The organism is Burkholderia sp. Bp9016 (assembly GCF_003857765.1).
GTDB lineage: Bacteria > Pseudomonadota > Gammaproteobacteria > Burkholderiales > Burkholderiaceae > Burkholderia.
Window position 1 is genome coordinate 35,314 of sequence record NZ_QTPY01000014.1, and the last position, 19,391, is coordinate 54,704.

At 67.4% G+C, this 19,391-nt stretch carries 19 protein-coding genes and 1 pseudogene; 17 read left to right on the top strand and 3 right to left on the bottom strand.

All coding sequences use genetic code 11. The features are described from left to right. Positions 1 to 58 precede the first annotated feature (58 nt). The 5 genes from DIE13_RS18155 to DIE13_RS18175 all read left to right on the top strand — a co-directional run bounded on the left by DIE13_RS18155 (position 59) and on the right by DIE13_RS18175 (position 6,912). Positions 59 to 2,143: a 3-hydroxyacyl-CoA dehydrogenase NAD-binding domain-containing protein gene (locus DIE13_RS18155; protein ID WP_124828445.1), complete on the top strand. Its 2,085-nt coding sequence runs from the start codon at positions 59 to 61 to the stop codon at positions 2,141 to 2,143. Between the two features lie 44 nt (positions 2,144 to 2,187). Further along, a complete protein-coding gene (gene pncA, locus DIE13_RS18160; protein ID WP_124828446.1) occupies positions 2,188 to 2,820 on the top strand; it encodes a bifunctional nicotinamidase/pyrazinamidase in 633 nt (210 codons plus the stop codon). Between the two features lie 40 nt (positions 2,821 to 2,860). Next, entirely contained in the window at positions 2,861 to 4,039 is a 1,179-nt protein-coding gene (locus DIE13_RS18165) for an acetyl-CoA C-acyltransferase (RefSeq protein WP_124828447.1), read from the top strand. 308 nt (positions 4,040 to 4,347) lie between these two features. Then, complete coding sequence (locus tag DIE13_RS18170; protein ID WP_124828448.1) at positions 4,348 to 5,748, top strand: GGDEF domain-containing protein; 1,401 nt, start codon at positions 4,348 to 4,350, stop codon at positions 5,746 to 5,748. Positions 5,749 to 5,814: 66 nt separating this feature from the next. Then, positions 5,815 to 6,912, top strand: coding sequence for a DUF3592 domain-containing protein (locus DIE13_RS18175; RefSeq protein ID WP_124828449.1), 1,098 nt, complete (start codon positions 5,815 to 5,817; stop codon positions 6,910 to 6,912). A gap of 372 nt (positions 6,913 to 7,284) precedes the next feature. On the opposite strand, the pseudogene DIE13_RS18185 reads toward DIE13_RS18175, so the two are convergent. Further along, positions 7,285 to 7,594 (bottom strand): annotated as a pseudogene (locus DIE13_RS18185) (cation transporter); the annotation flags it as partial. Between the two features lie 292 nt (positions 7,595 to 7,886). Between DIE13_RS18185 and DIE13_RS18190 the strand changes: the two are divergent. The 5 genes from DIE13_RS18190 (at position 7,887) to DIE13_RS18210 (ending at position 11,291) form a co-directional block, all read left to right on the top strand. Continuing rightward, positions 7,887 to 8,198, top strand: coding sequence for a Dabb family protein (locus DIE13_RS18190; RefSeq protein WP_124828450.1), 312 nt, complete (start codon positions 7,887 to 7,889; stop codon positions 8,196 to 8,198). Further along, positions 8,198 to 8,677: a PaaI family thioesterase gene (locus DIE13_RS18195; RefSeq protein ID WP_006753420.1), complete on the top strand. Its 480-nt coding sequence runs from the start codon at positions 8,198 to 8,200 to the stop codon at positions 8,675 to 8,677. Before DIE13_RS18190 ends, DIE13_RS18195 begins: the two co-directional genes overlap by 1 nt. Before the next feature lie 113 nt (positions 8,678 to 8,790). Further along, positions 8,791 to 9,789: an NADP-dependent oxidoreductase gene (locus DIE13_RS18200; protein ID WP_124828451.1), complete on the top strand. Its 999-nt coding sequence runs from the start codon at positions 8,791 to 8,793 to the stop codon at positions 9,787 to 9,789. A gap of 61 nt (positions 9,790 to 9,850) precedes the next feature. Beyond that, positions 9,851 to 10,810 (top strand): alpha/beta hydrolase, encoded by a 960-nt coding sequence (locus tag DIE13_RS18205; protein ID WP_124828452.1) that lies wholly within the window; start codon positions 9,851 to 9,853, stop codon positions 10,808 to 10,810. Positions 10,811 to 10,850: 40 nt separating this feature from the next. Then, on the top strand, positions 10,851 to 11,291 hold the full coding sequence (locus tag DIE13_RS18210; RefSeq protein ID WP_124828453.1) for a GNAT family N-acetyltransferase: 441 nt from the start codon (positions 10,851 to 10,853) through the stop codon (positions 11,289 to 11,291). A gap of 14 nt (positions 11,292 to 11,305) precedes the next feature. Here the strand turns inward: DIE13_RS18210 and DIE13_RS18215 are convergent, their stop codons facing one another. Together DIE13_RS18215 and DIE13_RS18220 are read right to left on the bottom strand one after the other, a co-directional pair. Then, on the bottom strand, positions 11,306 to 12,151 hold the full coding sequence (locus tag DIE13_RS18215) for an NRDE family protein (RefSeq protein ID WP_124828454.1): 846 nt from the start codon (positions 12,149 to 12,151) through the stop codon (positions 11,306 to 11,308). 76 nt (positions 12,152 to 12,227) lie between these two features. Further along, on the bottom strand, positions 12,228 to 13,262 hold the full coding sequence (locus DIE13_RS18220) for a folate-binding protein YgfZ (protein WP_124828455.1): 1,035 nt from the start codon (positions 13,260 to 13,262) through the stop codon (positions 12,228 to 12,230). A gap of 77 nt (positions 13,263 to 13,339) precedes the next feature. Between DIE13_RS18220 and mltG the strand changes: the two genes are divergently transcribed. From mltG to DIE13_RS18260, 7 genes are all read left to right on the top strand, one after another. After that, on the top strand, positions 13,340 to 14,359 hold the full coding sequence (gene mltG, locus DIE13_RS18225; protein ID WP_124828456.1) for an endolytic transglycosylase MltG: 1,020 nt from the start codon (positions 13,340 to 13,342) through the stop codon (positions 14,357 to 14,359). After that, on the top strand, positions 14,360 to 14,980 hold the full coding sequence (gene tmk, locus DIE13_RS18230; RefSeq protein ID WP_124828457.1) for a dTMP kinase: 621 nt from the start codon (positions 14,360 to 14,362) through the stop codon (positions 14,978 to 14,980). A 19-nt stretch (positions 14,981 to 14,999) separates the two neighbouring features. After that, positions 15,000 to 16,028, top strand: a complete 1,029-nt coding sequence (locus DIE13_RS18235; protein ID WP_124828458.1) for a DNA polymerase III subunit delta' — start codon at positions 15,000 to 15,002, stop codon at positions 16,026 to 16,028. 79 nt (positions 16,029 to 16,107) lie between these two features. Beyond that, complete coding sequence (locus DIE13_RS18240; RefSeq protein ID WP_124828459.1) at positions 16,108 to 16,887, top strand: TatD family hydrolase; 780 nt, start codon at positions 16,108 to 16,110, stop codon at positions 16,885 to 16,887. A 44-nt stretch (positions 16,888 to 16,931) separates the two neighbouring features. Further along, positions 16,932 to 17,642: an ankyrin repeat domain-containing protein gene (locus DIE13_RS18245; protein WP_124828460.1), complete on the top strand. Its 711-nt coding sequence runs from the start codon at positions 16,932 to 16,934 to the stop codon at positions 17,640 to 17,642. A 122-nt stretch (positions 17,643 to 17,764) separates the two neighbouring features. Further along, entirely contained in the window at positions 17,765 to 18,121 is a 357-nt protein-coding gene (locus tag DIE13_RS18250) for a Rap1a/Tai family immunity protein (RefSeq protein WP_031399254.1), read from the top strand. Between the two features lie 96 nt (positions 18,122 to 18,217). Next, on the top strand, positions 18,218 to 19,390 hold the full coding sequence (locus DIE13_RS18260) for a mechanosensitive ion channel family protein (protein ID WP_124828462.1): 1,173 nt from the start codon (positions 18,218 to 18,220) through the stop codon (positions 19,388 to 19,390). The last annotated feature ends 1 nt before the right edge of the window (position 19,391 follow it).

A 19,391-nucleotide genomic window follows, 5' to 3' on the forward strand; every position in this document is an offset into this window, starting at 1 on the left:
TTCGACCGGGCACAATGAAGCGCAGCCACCCCGGCGCGCGATGCATGGAGGCAGGCAGATGGCAGTGGATTACTCGACTCGCGACGGCGTGGCCGTCATCACGCTCAACAATCCGCCCGTCAACGGGCTAGGCCTGTCGACCCGGCTCGGCGTCATGGACGCGCTCGAGCGTGCCGCGCAGGATCAGTCGGTCACGGCGATCGTGCTGACCGGCGCGGGCCGCGCGTTCTCGGGCGGCGCCGACATCACCGAATTCAATACCCCGAAGGCACTGCAGGAGCCGACGCTGCACACCGTGATCCGCGCGGTGGAGGCGAGCGCGAAGCCGGTCGTCGCGGCGCTGCACAGCGTCGTGATGGGCGGCGGCCTGGAACTCGCGCTCGGTGCGCACTATCGCGTCGCGGCACCGGGGGCGCAGATCGCGCTGCCCGAAGTAAAGCTCGGGCTGCTGCCGGGCGCCGGCGGCACGCAGCGCCTGCCGCGCGCGGTGGGGCTCGAAACCGCACTGAACATGATCGTGTCGGGCGCGCCGGTGCCGTCGGAGCAACTCGCGAAGAGCGGGCTGTTCGACGAAATGGCCGACGGCGACCTGCTCGACGCGGCCGTCGCGTTCGCGCGCAAGGCCGGCGCGCAGAACGGGCCGCATCCGCGCGTGCGCGATCGCAAGATCGTCCACGAGAATGCGGCGGGCTTCATCCAGTTCGCGCGCAATTCCGCGCGCGCCGCCGCACCCAATTTCCCCGCGCCGCACAAGTGCATCGACGCGATCGAGGCGGGCGTGCTGAACGGCTTCGACAAGGGCAGCGTCGCCGAGCGCGACGGCTTCGTCGCGTTGATGATGACGCCGGAAAGCCGTGCGCTGCGGCACGCATTTTTCGGCGAACGCGCGGCGAGCAAGATTCCCGACGTGCCGTCGGATACGCCGGTGCGCGAGATTCGCCGCGTCGGCGTGATCGGTGCCGGCACGATGGGCGGCGGGATCGCGATGAACTTCGTCAACGCGGGCCTGCCCGTCACGCTGCTCGAGACGAAGCAGGACGCGCTCGATCGCGGGCTCGCTACGATCCGCAAGAACTACGACGCGCAGGTGAAGAAGGGCAAGCTCACGCAGCAGAAGCTCGACGCGCGCATGGCACTGATCGTGCCGACGCTGTCCTACGACGACCTGAAGGATGCGGACCTGATCATCGAGGCCGTGTTCGAGGAACTCGGCGTGAAGGAACAGGTGTTCGGCCGGCTCGACGCCGTGGCGAAGCCCGGCGCGATCCTCGCATCGAACACGTCGACGCTCGACGTCGACAGGATCGCCGCCTTCACGAAGCGTCCTCAGGACGTCGTCGGCATGCACTTCTTCAGCCCCGCGAACGTGATGAAGCTGCTCGAGGTCGTGCGCGGCGCGCAGACCGCGAAGGACGTGCTCGCCACCGTGATGGCGGTCGCCAAGAAGATTCGCAAGACGGCGGTGGTGTCGGGCGTGTGCGACGGCTTCATCGGCAACCGGATGGTGGAGCAGTACATTCGCCAGGCGCTCTTCATGCTGGAGGAGGGCGCGCTACCCGCGCAGGTCGATCGTGCGATCGAGAGGTTCGGTTTCGCGATGGGTCCGTTCCGGATGAGTGACCTCGCCGGCAACGACATCGGCTGGGCGATCCGCAAGCGCCGCTATGTCGAGAAACCCGATCTGCAGTACTCGAAGATCGCCGACCGTTTGTGCGAGCTGGGCCGCTTCGGCCAGAAGACGGGCGGCGGCTGGTACGACTACGTACCGGGCGAGCGCAAGGCGAAGCCGTCGGCGCTCGTCGACGAGATGGTCGTTGCGTATTCGAAGGAGCGTGGCGTCGAGCGGCGCAAGATCGGCGACGACGAGATCGTCGAGCGGCTCGTGTTCGCGCTCGTCAACGAAGGCGCGAAGATCCTCGAGGAAAAGATCGCGTCGAAGGCGTCCGACATCGACATGGTCTATCTGACCGGCTATGGCTTCCCGCTGTGGCGCGGCGGCCCGATGTTGTACTCGGACATGGTCGGCCTCTACAACGTCGAGCGCGCGATTCGCCGCTATGCGGCCGCGCCGAACGGCGACGCGTGGCAGCTTGCGCCGTCGATCGTCGAGCTGGCCAAGGCCGGGCGCGGGTTCAACGGCTGACGGCACGGCGTGACGGCACGACCGACCCAATCAGGAGAAACGCAATGAAACGCACCGACGACGTGCTGCTCGTGATCGACGTGCAATACGACTTCATGCCGGGCGGCGCGCTCGCGGTGCCGGACGGCGACGCGGTCGTGCCGGTGATCAACGCGCTCGCGCAGCGCTTCGACCAGGTCGTGCTGACGCAGGACTGGCATCCGCGCGAGCATGTGTCGTTTGCCGCGAACCATCCGGGGCGCGAGCCGTTCTCGACGCTCGCGCTGCCGTACGGCGAGCAGGTGTTGTGGCCCGTGCACTGCGTGCAGGACACCGAAGGCGCGGCGCTGCATCGCGGCCTCGACATCCCGCATGCCAGGCTCGTGATCCGCAAGGGCGGCGACGCGCAGGTCGACAGCTATTCCGCGTTCGTCGAAGCCGACCGCACGACGCGCACGGGGCTCGCCGGCTATCTGCACGAGCTCGGCGCGAAGCGCGTGTGGTGTTGCGGGCTCGCGACCGACTATTGCGTCGCGTGGTCGGCGCTCGATGCGCGCGCGGCGGGCTTCGACGCTGCGGTAATCAACGATGCGTGCCGCGCCATCGACCTGAACGGGTCGCTCGCGCACGCATGGCAACAGATGCAGGCGGCGGGCGTCGCACACGTGACGTCCGCGGGCGCGCGCCCGACGGCGTAGCGCATTCCCATCCGATTCAGCAGGACCGAAGGAGACTCGCATGACCGAAGCCGTAATCGTATCGACCGCACGCACGCCGCTCGCGAAATCGTGGCGCGGCGCGTTCAACATGACGCACGGCGCGACGCTCGGCGGCCACGTGGTTGCCGCCGCGCTCGAGCGCGCGAAGCTCGACCCCGCGCGCGTCGAGGACGTGATCATGGGCTGCGCCAATCCCGAAGGCGCGACCGGTGCGAACATCGCGCGCCAGATCGCGCTGCGCGCCGGGCTGCCGGTCAGCGTGCCGGGGATGACGGTGAACCGTTTCTGTTCGTCAGGGTTGCAGACGATCGCACTGGCCGCGCAGCGGATCATTGCGGGCGAGGGCGACGTGTATGTGGCGGGCGGCGTCGAATCGATTTCGTGCGTGCAGAACGAGATGAACCGCCACATGATCCAGGAAGGCTGGCTCGTCGAGCACAAGCCCGAGATCTACTGGAACATGCTGCAGACGGCCGAGAACGTAGCCAAGCGCTACGGAATTGCAAAGGAGCGACAGGATGCCTACGGCGTGCAGTCCCAACTGCGCGCGGCGGCCGCGCAGGAGGCCGGGCGCTTCCGCGACGAAATCGTGCCGATCACCGTGCGTGCGGGCATCGCCGACAAGGCGACGGGCCGGCTGTTCACGCAGGAAGTTACCGTGTCGGCTGACGAGGGCATTCGGCCCGACACGACGCTCGAAGGCGTGTCGAAGATCCGTTCGGCCGTGCCGGGCGGCGTAATCACCGCGGGCAATGCGAGCCAGTTCTCCGACGGCGCATCTGCGTGCGTCGTGACGAGCGCAGATGTCGCGCGGCGCGAAGGGCTGCAGCCGCTCGGCGTGTTTCGCGGCTTCGCGGTGGCCGGCTGCGAGCCGGACGAGATGGGCATCGGCCCGGTGTTCGCGGTGCCGAAGCTGCTGAAGCAAGCGGGGCTGAAGGTGGACGACATCGGCCTGTGGGAACTGAACGAAGCGTTTGCGGTGCAGGTGCTGTATTGCCGCGACACGCTCGGGATTCCTGACGAACGGCTGAACGTGAACGGCGGCGCGATCGCGGTCGGCCACCCGTACGGCGTGTCGGGCGCGCGCCTGACGGGCCACGCGCTGATCGAAGGCAAGCGACGCGGCGTGAAATACGTGGTGGTGACGATGTGCATCGGCGGTGGGCAAGGCGCGGCCGGCCTGTTCGAAATCGTCTGATCTTTGTCCGCCAGCGGTCGCGGCTTGATGGGGGAGACGCCGCGACCGCGGCGCGAATCCGCGATGGCCGGGTGCGATTCGTGACGAAGAGAAGGTAAACGGCGTCCGCCGGGTGATGCCGTTTCCCCTTACTTGTCAAACGAATTGCCGCCCCTATACTTGCTCTGTCATTTGTCTTTCGGCAGGATGGGCCCGTGTGTGCGTCGCTCCGACGTACGCGCCGCGTTCCCGGCAGCCGGCGCAGATGCATCGTGCGTTTCCGGCGCCGTGGAAGTTCGAACCACGCAGCAGACCGAACGGGGACCGAATTGAGTACGATCTATGCTGCCGGGGAACCGCCGCGCGTCGTGAGCGCGGCTGCGAGGCTCTACGCAAAATGCCTGCTGGTCGGATTCGCATTGCTGCCGGCCTATCTGATCGCCTATCTGTGGTTTTTCAGCGACCCGCGCGTCGTGTTCGAGAGCCATGCATTCCATGAACTCGCGATCGCGGCCGCGACCCTCGAGGGCGCGTTCGTCACCTACGTGACATGGGTCTGCTACCGGGCTTCCGGTGAGCCGTTGCTGCGCTGGCTCACGCTCGGCTTTCTCGGCTTCGCGATGATCTACGCGTTGCATGGCGCGTTCACCGGGATGGCGCACCACAACATCTGGCTGTTCCTGCTGTACGGGCCCGCTTCGCGGCTCGTGATGTCGATCCTGCTGCTGACCGGCCTGTTGTCGTATTCGGAGCCGCCTGACCGCATCGAGAAGCGCACGCGCGCGCGGACATGGCTGCCGTGGATCGTGTTCTTCCTGATCGTCGACGTGGCGGTCGCGTACATCGCGTATTCGCCCGTCGCAGGCGCGCTCGGGACACGGATGTCGATGGAAGGCGGCGCGCTCGTGTTTTCCCTGCTCAACGTCGGCGTGCTCCTCGCGCGGCGTATCCGTTCGCCGCTGATGGTGATCTACGGCGTGTCGATCATGGCGTTCGCGCTGTCGTCGCTCGCGTTCATTCTCGGCAAGCCGTGGAATCACATGTGGTGGCTCGCGCATGCCATCTTCGCGGGCGGGTTCTTCCTGCTCAGCTATGGCGTGGTGCAGGCGTTGCAGACGACACGTTCGTTTTCCGCGATCTACAGCCAGGAAGATCTGATGAGCCGGCTGTCGGAATCGATGGCGCGCGCCGAGAGCGCGCTGCAGGAGTTGCGGCGCACGAACCAGAAGCTCGAATACATGGCCGCGACCGATCCGATGACGGGCGCGTCGAACCGTCGCCAGTTCATCGCGCAGGTCGAACGGGAGATCGTGCGCGCGGAACGCGACGGCACGCCGTTCTGCCTGCTCGCGCTCGATCTGGACAATTTCAAGAACATCAACGACGCATACGGGCATCAGATCGGCGACGAGGTGCTGCGCGGCGTCGTGCGCCAGTGTCTCGAGGCGATTCGTCCGGCGGGTGCGCTCGCGCGGGTCGGCGGCGAGGAGTTCATGGCGCTGTTGCCGGAGATGCCGCTAGAAGGGGCGCGCATGACGGCCGAGCGCGTCCGCTCGTCGATCGCGAGTTCGCCGTTCGGTCTCGATTTCAAGCGCGTGCAGGTGACGGTCAGCGTCGGCGTTGCGCAGTACGGCGTCGACGGGAGCACGGTCGATGCGTTGCTGCGGGTGGTCGACGAGCGGTTGTATCAGGCGAAGCGTGATGGACGGAACCGGGTCGTGTCGCGGTGAGCCGATGCGGCAGTGTGGCGCATCCTGGACCGTACCATGTCGGTCTGACGAGACCGGACATGCTGTATGAACGACAAGAGCAAGCCTGACGGCGACGATATCGCAAATGTCGATGCGCGACGCAGTGTTTCGACGACCGGGTACGCACAGCGCGTCGCCGGGCAGCGCAAGGCACGCAGGACGTCAACGCGCAAACCCGCCGATATGGCCGCGACCGGCGCGACGCGCGCATCGGCGCGCCGACGCGTGAACGTGTTCTTGCTGATCGGTGTCGCGCTGCTTCTGAGTGCCGCCGTCTGGGTCTATACCTCGATCTCGGCGGCTTCGCACATGACGGAGACCGAAGCCGTCGTGGTCGGGTTTTCACACGACGGCTACGACGTCGGCCACTACCGGACCGTCTATCGGTTCGTCACCGCGAGCGGCGAAGCCGTCGAGGTGAAGGGGCGGCTGGCCACGACGTCGCCAAGCGCCGATCCGGGCGACAGGGACCGGCTCTATTACGACCCGGCTCACCCGGCCGACGGCGTGATCTTCGCCGGTTTTTTCGAACGGTGGTTCGGCGTCGGGATTCTGACCATTCTGGGCACCGTGTTTGCCGGGATCGGCGTGCTGGTCGGACGGGATGGTTCGTCGTCGACGGAGCCCGAGCAGGCTGCCGGGCATGCGTCCGATGCGAAACCTCAATCCGAAGCAATGAGCATGATGGGCGGGCTCGCGCTCGTCGCCGGATTGCCGTTGTTGCTGGGTACCGGCCTGCTGGGCGGCGCGGGCGCACTTTACGTGCATAACCAGAAGCAGGTCCGCGATTACATCCACACGACCGGCCAGGTCGTCGAGATGGCGGAGCGCAAGCGCAGCGATCGAGGCGCCGGCAGTATGGACTCGGCGATCGTCACGTTCCGGACGGACACCGGCCGGACCGTTACCTTCGCGCAGGGTTCGTCGTCCAGCGATACGTTGAATGCCGGGGACACCGTTCGCGTGCTCTACGATCCCCGCAACCCCGACCGCGCGGTCGTGCGCAGTTTCGGCGAGCAGTGGGGCGCGATCCTCATCCTGTGCGCGATCGGATTGCCGTTTGTCGCGGTCGGCGTGGGCTTTGGCGGCTGCGCTGCACTGGACGCGTGGCGTTATCGCCGGAAGAAGCGCAAGGTCCACTGAGGGGGAAAGCGGATTGCGGTTGGGCACGGCGGTGCCGGTCCGGTGCGCAAGCTGACGATCGAGCGTGGCAACCCACATCGCTTGCCGCCACGACCAGATCACTGTGCCGTGATACGCGGAACTCGTGAACCTCGACCCCAGCGACTGCTTCGCGATCGTTATCCCGACGTCGGTGACGAGCCTGGTCGGGAGCGGTCGTGTCGCGTCGGCGGCGATCCGCTGCAGTGCGTCGTGCGGTGGCCTGCCGAACAGCGGCGCGAAGCCGTCCGCAGGATGTGGCAACGTTATCCGGCTGGCGATAAGCTTGCTGAACCGGTCACGCGATAGCGGCGCGGCGGCCGAACAAACTCGTGTCGACTTCAGTGGATTTGTCTACCATCCGTATTGCCTGCGCGTCGCAGGCACAACCTCGATGGTAACGTGCGACAGATTTCTGAATTGCTGCGGGGCACGGTGATAAGCGCGGGCGTCGCCCTGCGGGTTGTCCGTCACTACGGACACGACCGCGCTCATATGCCCCGGCCCGAGTCACACATGCAGGTCGCCCACGTGGTCGCCATTGCCTTCGATCGCGCCGCGCACGTTGTCCGTCAGACGCCGATCCGAATTCACGTCGGGCAGGATTCCACCGGTGTCGCGCATCAGCGCCGTACGACCAGTTCGCGATTACTAGCGCGCCGAGGCGCCAGAGTTGCGATCCGCCCGGTCGAATCTCGATGGAGCCCATTGGCGTCGGTAATTTTGATAGGCTTGTTGTCTGCCTTGACTTGCCGAATCTTGACGTCGGCGAGTGGCATGATGAAGAGGCGGGTATCGGGTCGGTGATGCTCGAACGTACCCGCTTTATTACCCGTTTTTCGTGCGGATGTGGACGGTGAACCATGAACTACGGCGAACCGCCGAGCGCCCGCTAACCCTCGCCACGCAATGCCTCCGCGGTATTTGTCGAACCGGCGCGAACCAGTGAGAACTACATGATCAGGCACATAGTAATGTGGAAGTTGAAGGAATCGGCGGAAGGCGGCACGCGCGCGCAAAACGCACTCAGGCTGAAGGAAAAGCTCGAAGGCTGCCGCGATCTCGTGCCCGGCATCCTGCAACTCGATGTCGGCGTGGCGACGCCGGGTCTCGATGCGACCAGCGACGTCGTGCTCGTGTCCGATTTCGCGGACCAGGCCGCGCTCGACGCGTACCAGGTGCACCCCGTTCACCAGGAAGTGAAGAAATTCGTCGTGGCGGTGGCCGAATCGCGCCAGTGCGTCGACTACCTGTCCGACAGCGCATGATGAGCGACGCGGCATCCCCGACGGACGGTCCGTCGATCGAAAGCCCGTTCGTCGACCTGCTCGGCGTGCGGCTGGTGTCCGCGAAGGACGGTGCGAGCGAGATCGTGTTGCCGCTCGACGAACGGCACATGAACACGTGGAGCATCGCGCACGGCGGCGTGACGATGACGCTGTCGGACATTGCGCTCGCGATGGCCGCGCGCAGCCTGACCGATGACGGCGTCGGCGTTGTCACGGTCGAAATGAAGGTGAACTTCATGCAGCCCGGGCGCGGCGAGTTGCGCGCATACGGGCGCGTGATGCATCGGTCGACGACGATGGCGTACTGTGAAGGCGAAGTGCGCGACAGCGACGGCAACTTCGTCGCGAAGGCGCTCGGCACGTTCAAGTACATGCGGCGGCTCGCGGTCGGTCGCGACATCAAGCGGCAACGCACGCGTACGGCGCCGGACGCGCAGCCCGGCCCGAGCGACGCTTAAGCGCTGCCACGCGCGGCCCTGCCTGGTCACAGGCAGGGCTGTTTTGTTTTGGGGCATGGGCGCGCAGGCTGCCGCCGCCCCGACGCCGCATGAATGAAACGAAGGAGGCAGCAATGAACACGGTCAACCGCCAGATCCTGCTCGTGTCGCGCCCGCAAGGTGCCGCGAGCGCCGACAACTTCCGGCTCGTCGAGACGCCGCTCGCGCCGCTCGCCGACGGCGAACTGCGCGTGCGCAACCATTTCCTGTCGCTTGATCCGTACATGCGCGGACGCATGAGCGACTCGAAGTCGTACGCGGTGCCGCAGCCGCTGAACGAAGTGATGATCGGCGGCACGGCGGGCGAGGTGGTCGAATCGCGGCATCCGGATTTTGCGGTCGGCGAGCACGTGGTCGGACAGTTCGGCTGGCAGGAATACGGCACGTCGAACGGCAGCGGACTGCGCAAGGTCGACACGTCGCGGGTGCCGCTGTCCGCGTGGCTCGGCGTGACGGGCATGCCGGGCGTGACCGCCTGGGTCGGGCTGAACCGGATCATCGTGCCGAAGGCTGGCAACACCGTCGTCGTCAGCGCGGCGAGCGGTGCGGTCGGCAGCGTCGTCGGCCAGCTCGCGAAGCGCGCCGGATGCCGCGCGGTCGGCATCGCGGGCGGCCCCGACAAGTGCCGTTACGTGGTCGACACGCTCGGCTTCGACGCGTGCGTCGACTACAAGGCCGGCCGGCTTGCCGACGACCTGGCCGCCGCGACTCCGGACGGCGTCGACGGCTGCTTCGAGAACGTCGGTGGCGCGGTGCTCGATGCGACGATGGCTCGGATGAACGCGTTCGGCCGCATCGCCGTGTGCGGGATGATCTCCGGTTACGACGGCGCTGCCGCGCCGCTCGCGAATCCCGGCCTGATCCTGCGTTCGCGGCTGACGATGCAGGGCTTCATCGTGTTCGAGCATCCCGACGCATGGCCGCTCGCGCTGGCCGAGCTGGCCGAACTCGTCGCGACGCGCCAGCTGCATTACCGCGAGACGATCGCGCACGGGCTCGAGCGAGCGCCGGACGCGTTCCTGGGGCTGCTGAAGGGCCGCAATTTCGGCAAACAGCTCGTGCAGCTCGTCTGACCCGCACGTGGCATCATGTGACGCTTGTCCGTTCACGGCGCCGAGCGCGCCGTCCTCACCGATGCCGCTGAATCCGAAGATCGCCCAGGTGCTCGACATGGTCGAGCGCGCGAAACGTCCGTCCTATCACCAGCAGACGCCGCAGCAGGCGCGCGCCGCGTACGAGAAGAGCGCGCCGATCCTCGACATCGCGCCGGCGCCGATGCATTCGGTCGAAGCGTGCGTCGTGCCGACGCGAGATGGTCGCACGATCGGCGCGCGGCTGTACCTGCCGGTCGAGCCGAGTCTCGCCGAACCGCTGCCCGCGCTCGTGTACTACCACGGCGGCGGCTTCACCGTCGGCAGCATCGATACGCACGACGCGCTATGCCGGATGTTCGCGCGCGACGCGCAGTGCGCGGTGCTGTCGGTCGACTACCGGCTCGCGCCCGAGCACAAGTTCCCGACCGCGGTGAACGACGCCGACGACGCATTGCGCTGGCTGCATCGCGAGGCCGGCGCATTCGCCATCGACGCCGCGCGACTCGCGGTCGGCGGCGACAGCGCGGGCGGCACGCTGGCGACCGTCTGCGCGGTACTCGCGCGCGACGCGGGCATCGATCTTGCGTTGCAGATGCTGATCTATCCGGGCGTGACGGGCTACCAGGACACCGGATCGCACGCGCGGCTCGCGAGCGGCTACCTGCTGACGCAGGACACGATCCAGTGGTTCTTCGGGCAATACGTGCGCGACCGGTCGGATCGCGACGACTGGCGCTTTGCGCCGCTCGACGGCAAGCGCGATGCGCCGTCGTTCGCGGGCGTCGCACCGGCATGGATCGCGACGGCCGAATACGATCCGCTGAGCGACGAAGGCGCCGCTTACGCGGAGAAGCTGCGCGCGGCCGGCAATACGGTCACGCTGGTCTGCTATCCGGGGATGATCCACGAGTTCTTCAAGATGGGCGGCTATGTGCCCGAAGTACGCGCCGCGCATGCCGACGCGGTTGCGGCGCTCAAGGCCGCATTCAACGACGTTTGACGGCGTTTGGCGGTGGCGCGGGTGCCGCGCGGAGGAAGCGATGACGGACGGCTGGGTGGAAACGGGCGACTGGACGTCGCTTGGCGGCGATGCCGCGCGTATCCGCGATGCGGTGTTCGTGCGCGAACAGCAGATTCCGCCGGAATGGGAACTCGATGACGAGGATCCGCTGTCGCTCCATGCCGTCGCTTATCGGGTCGACACTGCGACCGGCGCGCGTCGCGCGGTCGCAACCGGGCGGCTGCTGCCGTCAGGCACGATCGGCCGCGTCGCGGTGCTGGCCGACGCGCGCGGGCAGGGCACCGGGTCAGCCGTGCTGCACGCGCTGCTGGATGCGGCGCGGCACCGCGGCGAACCGGTGGTGCGGCTCTACGCGCTGGATGCTGCGGTGTCGTTTTACGAGCGGCACGGCTTTGCGGCCGTCGGCGAACCGTTCGTCGAAGCCGGCGTGCGGCACGTCGAGATGGCGCGCGCGCCGTAGCGCCGCGCGCCCGTTCAGCGCGGCTTCGTCGCGTCGATGTCGAACGTGAAGGCGCGCTCGAACGTGCCCGGGCGCACGGTGCGGTGCGAGCCGTCGTCGTCGCAGCGCTCCTTGATGTCTACCGTCAGCCGCACGCCTTCCTTCATCGTCACGCGTAGCGCGGTCGTGCCGCGCGTGCCGTATTCGGGCGTTTCGATGAACGCGGCCGACAGTGCACGTTCGCGCTCGATCGGAATGCCCGTGTGCGGCAGCGCATCGTCGTCGGCGACATGCGTGTCGCGCATCAGCTCGATCAGCTCGTCGAGCGACGGCGTCGGGTTGTCGGTCAGCAGCGTGCCGAGTTCCGCACGCTTGCGCACGACTTTCGGCCAGGGCGTGTCGAGCCGCGCATTCGACAGCGCGTGCACGCCGGCGGCGATCGCCACAGGCGCGGCGACGCCCGTTTCGCCTTCGGCCGCGCGGTTGCAGAACCACGCGAGCTCGCGGCGCTTCCAGTCGCCGACGAGCAGGTTGAAGCCGTTGTATACGGCCGCGTGCCCGGCCAGTTCGCCGAGGTAATCGAGCGGCGCGACGGACGGGCCGCCGAGGAAGTCGGAGACGAGCTTGCCGCGGGTCGGCGCGCCCGCGCGAATGTCGAACGGCGCGCGGTAGTTCGTCAGCGCCGCGAAACGGCCGTCGCGCGATACGCCTAGCCACGTGCCGCCAGCTTCGAGATCGCGGCCGGCCAGCACGCCCGGCACGTCCTCCCACCATGAAAGCGGCGCACTCGTACGACGGAAGAACTCGTCGCGGTTGGCGGTGAGGGTAAAGACAGGACCGGCGGCGGCATCAGGCTGCCAGTCGAAGGCAATCAGACACATCGGGCGAATCTCTCGCAGGAAACATCGGGCGCCGGCTGCAACGTGCGCACCGGCGCGCGAACGGGTTATCAGTGCATCACACTTCCGTCGGCCACGCGTACGGCAGCGCATCGAACGCAAGCGCCGGACCGTCGGCCGAACCGAGGTGCACCGTGCCGCTGTCGAGCGCGGCCAGCTTGATCTCGACGAGCGCATCGACGCCGCCCGCAGGCGCTGCCGCCGCATTGACGATCATCCCGCACGGCTGGCCCGGATCGTCGCTGTGGAACAGCTCGATGCCGGCATGCACGGTGTCGGTCTCGCCGGAGACGTGCGCGAGCGCGGTGCGGCGCTTGATCGTCCCGCGATACTGGCTGCGCGCGACGATTTCCTGGCCCGGGTAGCATCCCTTCCTGAAGTTAACGGCGCCGATCACGTCGAAGTTGACCATCTGCGGCACGAACTGTTCGACGGCCGGCTGCGTGATGCGCGGCTCGCCCGCGCGAACATCGAGCCAGTCCCACACGGCAGGAGACACCACCGGCAGCGTGCCGGCGAGCGTGGCGAGGCGCGTATCGACTTCCTCGCGCGGCCCGATCCACAGGTAGCGCTTGCGGCCGGCGGCATCCGGCACGCGAATCAGCGCGCCGGCCGGGCCGTCGACCTTCACGTGCACGCCGTCCGGCAGCGCGTCGAAGATGCCCGACAGCGCGTTGCGCACGTCGCCGGCGAAGCCGACCACCGCGAGCGTGTCGCCCGCGTCCGTGAGCTTCGCTTTGGCGCGCAGCACGAACATCGACAGCCGTTTCTGCACGGCGGCCTGCACGTCCTTCGAGACCAGCAGGCGCACGCCGTGGCCGGCGCGCCACGCGAGGAACGACGCGAGCAGGCGGCCCTTCGGCGAGCAATAGCCGGACAGGCGCGCGCTCGCGGCGTCGAGATGCTCGATGTCGTTGGTGAGCTGGCTGTGCAGGAACGTCGCGGCGTCGTCGCCGGCCACGTCGATCACGCCGAACTGCGCGAGCGGCATGCAGGCGCCCGGCGCGTCGAAATCGGCGGCGGACGGACGGGGAAAAACGGGGAGCGAGGCAGATGCGGCCTGGGCAGCCGGTGAAGCGAACGGTGTGCTCATGGAATGAGGGAACAGTCAACCCTGACTTTGACGAAGGCGAGCAAGTATTATATGGGTCTTACCTGAGTCACGTTTCCATGTCCCTACTGAAGAAATGCGCCGCGACTGTCGTGGCGCTGGTCGTCGTTGTGGCCGCTGCCGGCGCGGGCGGCGGGTATTACTGGGCAAGCCGGCCGCTGCTGCTGGGCGCCGCGTCGCTCGACGTCACGATCAAGCCGCGCAGCAGCGTGAAAAGCGTCGCGGTGCAGCTCAAGCGCGGCGGCGTGCCGATCGAGCCGTTCGGATTCGTCGCGATGACGCGGCTGCTCGGGCTGTCGAGCCGGCTGAAGTCCGGCAACTACGAATTCAAGACCGGGATCACGCCCTATGAAGTGTTGCAGAAGATCGCGCGCGGCGACGTGAACGAATACGTCGCGACGGTGATCGAGGGCTGGACCTTCAAGCGGATGCGTGCGGAGCTCGACGGCAATCCCGATCTGTCGCATTCGACGGCCGGCATGAGCGATGCCGAGCTGCTGCGCGCGATCGGCGCGTCGGACACCGCGATTCAGCGCGGCAGCGGCGAGGGGCTGTTCTTTCCCGACACCTACCTGTTCGACAAGGGCACGAGCGACCTGAACATCTACCGGCGCGCGTACCGCCTGATGCAGACCCGCCTCGACGAAGCGTGGGCCGCGCGTGCGCCGGGGCTGCCGTACAAGACACCTTACGACGCGCTGACGATCGCGTCGATCGTCGAAAAGGAAACGGGGCATGCGGCCGATCGCGCATTCGTCGCGGCCGTGTTCGCGAACCGGCTGCGCATAGGGATGCCGCTGCAGACCGATCCGTCGGTGATCTACGGTCTCGGCGACGCGTACGACGGCCACCTGCGCAAGCGCGACCTGCAGGCGGACACTCCTTACAATACCTATACGCGCCGCGGGCTGCCGCCGACGCCGATTGCCCTGCCGGGCATCGCCTCGCTGCAGGCGGCGATCAATCCGGCTCAGACGAGCGCGCTGTATTTCGTCGCGAAGGGTGACGGCACGAGTGTGTTCTCGGACACGCTCGGCGATCACAACAAGGCCGTGGACAAGTACATACGAGGTCAATAAATGGCGAGCGGTAAATTCATTACGTTCGAAGGCATCGACGGGGCGGGGAAGACCACCCACCTGCAATGGTTCTGCGAACGCCTGCAAGACAAACTGGCCGCGAGCGGCCGGCAGGTCGTCGTCACGCGCGAGCCGGGCGGCACGCAGCTCGGCGAGAAGCTGCGCGAGATCCTGCTGAACCAGCCGATGGATCTCGAGACCGAAGCGCTGCTGATGTTCGCTGCGCGCCGCGAGCATCTCGCGCTCGTGATCGAGCCCGCGTTGGCGCGTGGCGACTGGGTCGTGTCCGATCGCTTCACCGACGCGACGTTCGCATACCAGGGCGGCGGCCGCGGGCTGCCGCGCGACAAGCTGGAGACGCTCGAGCGCTGGGTGCAGGGCGGTTTCCAGCCGGACCTGACGGTGCTGTTCGATGTCGCGCCGCAAATCGCGAGCGAGCGCCGCGGCGCCGCGCGCATGCCCGACAAGTTCGAAAGCGAGTCGGACGCGTTCTTCTCGCGCACGCGCAGCGAATACCTGCGCCGCGCGGAAGAGGCGCTGCACCGCTTCGCGATCGTCGACGCGACGCAGTCGATTCCCGAGATTCGCCAGCAGCTCGAACGCGTGCTCGCCGCGCTGTAACACGCAAGGAACGCACCACATGATCTATCCGTGGCAGACCGACGACTGGAACCGCCTGCAGCAACTGCGTGCGCAATGGCCGCATGCGCTGCTGCTGCACGGCCAGGCCGGGATCGGCAAGCTGCAGTTCGCGCAGCATCTCGCCCAGGGGTTCCTGTGCGAGGCGCCGCGACCGAACGGCGAGCCGTGCGGCACCTGCGCGGCCTGTACGTGGTTCGCCCAAGGCAACCATCCGGACTACCGGATCGTGCTGCCGGAGGCGCTCGCGGGCGAAGCGCCCGGCGCGGCCGACGATGCGAAGCCGGCCGACGCGGACGACGGCGGCAAAAAGACGCGCGCACCCAGCAAGGAAATCAAGATCGAGCAGGTGCGTGCGTTGCTCGACTTTTGCGGAGTCGGCTCGCACCGTGGCGGCGCGCGCGTCGTCGTGCTGTATCCGGCCGAGGCGCTGAACGTCGCTGCGTCGAACGCGCTGCTGAAGACGCTCGAGGAGCCGCCGTCGGGCGTCGTGTTCCTGCTGGTGTCGGCGCGTATCGACCGGCTGCTGCCGACGATCATCAGTCGCTGCCGCCAGTGGCCGATGACCGTGCCGGCGCCGGAGACGGCACAGGCATGGCTCTCGGCACAAGGCGTGGACGATGCACGTGCGCTGCTCGCCGAAGCCGGCGGCGCGCCGCTCGCCGCGCTGGCGCTCGCGAGCGACGAGAATCGGCCGCTGCGCGATTTCACGCTCGGCCAACTCGCGGCCGGTGCCGCGTGCGATCCGTTCGCGTGCGGCGAGGCGCTCCAGAAGCTGCCGATGCCGCTCGTGCTCGGCTGGTTGCAGCGCTGGCTGTACGATCTGCTCGCGCAGCGGATGGCGGGCGCGCCGCGTTACTTCCCGACGCACGCGACGGCGCTCGCGCGCTGCGCCGAGGCGGTCGACGCGAATGCGTTCGCGCGCTTCATGAAGGCCGTGACGCGCCAGCGTACCGTCGAGAACCATCCGCTCAACGCGCGGCTCGTATTCGAGGAACTGTTTCTCGATTATCGGGAAATGTTCGCATGAGCGAGAATTGTTTCCGCCGGGTGGGGAAACGATTGCCGGCGAGCGCGTGAGCGCCCGCCTTACGTATTCAGGAAACACGATGTTCGTCGATTCTCACTGCCACATCAATTTCAAGGGTCTCGCCGACCGCCTGCCTGCCGTGCTGGAGAACATGCGCGAGCACGACGTCACGCACGCGCTGTGCGTGTCGGTCGATTTCGAGACGCTGCCCGACGTGCTCGCGATCGCGCAGGCGCACGACAACGTCTACGCATCGGTCGGCGTGCATCCGGATCACGAGGACGCACGGGAGCCGACGCTCGCCGAACTCATCGAGCTGGCCGCGCACCCGAAGGTCGTCGCGATCGGCGAGACGGGCCTCGACTACTACCGGCTCGAAGGCCGCTCCATCGACGACATGGAATGGCAGCGCGAACGCTTTCGCACGCATATCCGCGCGGCTACCGCGACCATGAAGCCGCTGATCATCCACACGCGCTCGTCGTCGGAAGACACGCTGCGGATCATGGCCGAGGAGCGCGCGGACGTGCCGGGCGGCGTGATGCACTGTTTCACCGAGCCGTGGCCGGTCGCCGAGCAGGCCCTCGCGCAGAACTTCCATATCTCGCTGTCGGGCATCGTCACGTTCAAGAACGCGACCGACGTGCAGGACGTCGCGCGGCGCGTGCCGCTCGACCGGTTGCTGATCGAAACCGACTCGCCGTACCTCGCGCCGGTGCCGTATCGCGGCAAGCCGAATGAACCTGCGTACGTCAGCCATGTCGGACGCTTTATCGCATCGGAACGCGGGATCGCCGTCGAGGCGCTCGCCGATGCGACGACGCAAAACTTTTTCCGGCTGTTCAAGATCGCCCGCTAACGACGCGCGGCACAGCCCACAACCCAGGGAAGGAGCCCACAACAATGACGAAGCCGACCACATACCTGCCCAAGCGCGCACTCGTCGCCGCCGCGCTTGTCGCGAGCGGCCTGTTTGCCGCCGCCGGCGCACACGCCGAGTCGCTCGACGCTGTCGTCAAGGCGGTCAAGTTCGACGACATCGCCGACATCGGCCAGCAACTCAAGAGCGGCAAGCTCGATCCGAACACGCTCGCGCCGAACGGCGACCCGCTGCTCGTGATCGCCGCGCGCGAGAAGTCCGACAAGGTCGCCGCGGCGCTCGCCACGACGCCGAACGTCGACCTCGAGAAGGAAGACAAGGCCGGCGAGAACGCGCTGATGCTCGCGTCGCTGAACGGCGACGTCGGGCTCGTCAAGCTGCTGATCGACAAGGGCGCGGAAGTCGGCAAGAAGGGCTGGGCGCCGCTGCACTACGCGGCCACCAACGGCCAGGACGCGGTCGTGAAGATTCTGCTCGACCACGACGCCTACATCGACACCGCGTCGCCGAACGGCACGACGCCGCTGATGATGGCCGCGCGCGGCAACCATGCGTCGACGGTCACGCTGCTGCTCGACCAGGGCGCCGATCCGCAAGTCAAGAACCAGCTCGGCATCACCGCGCTCGATTTCGCGAAGCACTACAAGGCGCCGGACGCCATCGAGATCCTGACCAAGCGGACGGTGCGCATCGGCGCCTCGACGCCGGCAGATGCGCAAAAGAGTGCAAAATGACGGTTTCGGCGCGACGGCGGGGCGCGCCCGGTCGGCCGGAAACCGGCTGGCAGCGGGCGTCCGGCCGTCGCGCCGGTCAGCGCAGTGAGCGGTCTTCGGGCCGCATTGACATAAGGAACACCATGTTGCGGGCTATGTTTTGTGCCGCGGCGTTTGCCGTGCCGTTGTCGGCGGCGGCGTTCACGGGCGCGGATCTCGACCGGCTGTGCGCGAAGACGGACGTCAAGTCGCGAGCGTCGTGCGCGGCCTACATCGAAGGCGCCGCCGATGGCGTCTACAACACCATCGACGCGATCGGCGGCACCACCGGGCCGCGCGTCGGGCAGTATTTCTGCCTGCCGCCCGACATCCGGGCGCAGCAGATGACCGACGCGGTGCGCAAGTACATCGCGGAGAATCCGAAGCTGGCCGACTACAACGCGAGCACCGCGGTGTCGCTCGGTCTCGGCAAGGCGTTTCCCTGCAAGGGCGGCAACTGATTTGACGCCGCGTCCGGGTGTGCGCGACGCCCGGACATCGCCGACGCATCCAGGACGAGGCCGACGCGCCTCATAACCGAAGCATCCCGGGCGCCGATGATTTCAATCGAGGAATTGCAGCGCATCGCCGATGCGCCGTTGCATTCGTGGCTCGGCGCGCTGTTCGTGTCGGTCGTCGTCGTGCTTGTCGTCGTGATCGTGCATCGACTCGGTGCGCGCATCGTCAAGCGTATTGCGCAGCCGTATCCGCTCATGAGCGTGATCCTGCGCTACATCGACAAGCCGTCGCTCGTCACGCTCGCGCTGCTCGCGCTCGAATTCCTGTGGATCCAGGCCGACGATGGCATGTCGTTCGTGCGCGGAATGCGCACCGCCGCCGCGGTCGGCTCGATCATCTCGCTGACCTGGCTGCTGGTGCGGCTCGCGGCCGGCGTCGGCGACGCGATCATCCAGGCCCATCCGATCGATACGGTCGACAACCTGCACGCACGGCGCATCCATACGCAGGCCAAGGTGCTCGTGCGGACGGTCATGGTGCTGATCGTGATCATCGGCACGGGCGCCGCGCTGATGACGTTCCCGAACGTGCGCCAGGTCGGCGCGAGCCTGCTGGCGTCGGCCGGCGTCGCGGGCCTCGTCGCCGGTATCGCCGCGCGGCCGGTGCTCGGCAACCTGATCGCCGGTCTGCAGATCGCGCTCACGCAGCCGATCCGGCTCGACGACGTCGTCGTGATCCAGGGCGAGTGGGGCCGTATCGAGGAAATCACCGGCTCGTTCGTGTCGGTGCGGCTTTGGGACCAGCGGCGGCTCGTCGTCCCGCTGCAGTGGATCATCGAAAACCCGTTCACGAACTGGACGCGCAGCAGCTCGGAGATCATCGGCACGGTGTACCTGTCGGTCGACTACCGTACGCCGCTTGCGCCGCTGCGCGAGGAACTCGCGCGGCTCGTCCATGCGGCGCCCGAGTGGGACGGCCGCGTGCAGGTGCTGCAGGTGACCGACGCAACCGAGCGCACGATGCAGTTGCGCGCGCTGGTGAGCGCCGCCGATTCGTCGGCGTGCTGGGATCTGCGTTGCCGCGTGCGCGAGGGATTGATCGCGTACCTGCAGGCGCGCTATCCGCAATGCCTGCCGCGCAGCAGGATGGAGCTGTATCCGCACGATTCGGCGCCGGAAGAGCCCAATCCCGAGCGGCCGCACGCGCGGCCGCCTGCCGCCAGCACGGCGGCCAACACAGCGGCCGACCCAAAGGCCACCGGAGGCCGCTGAA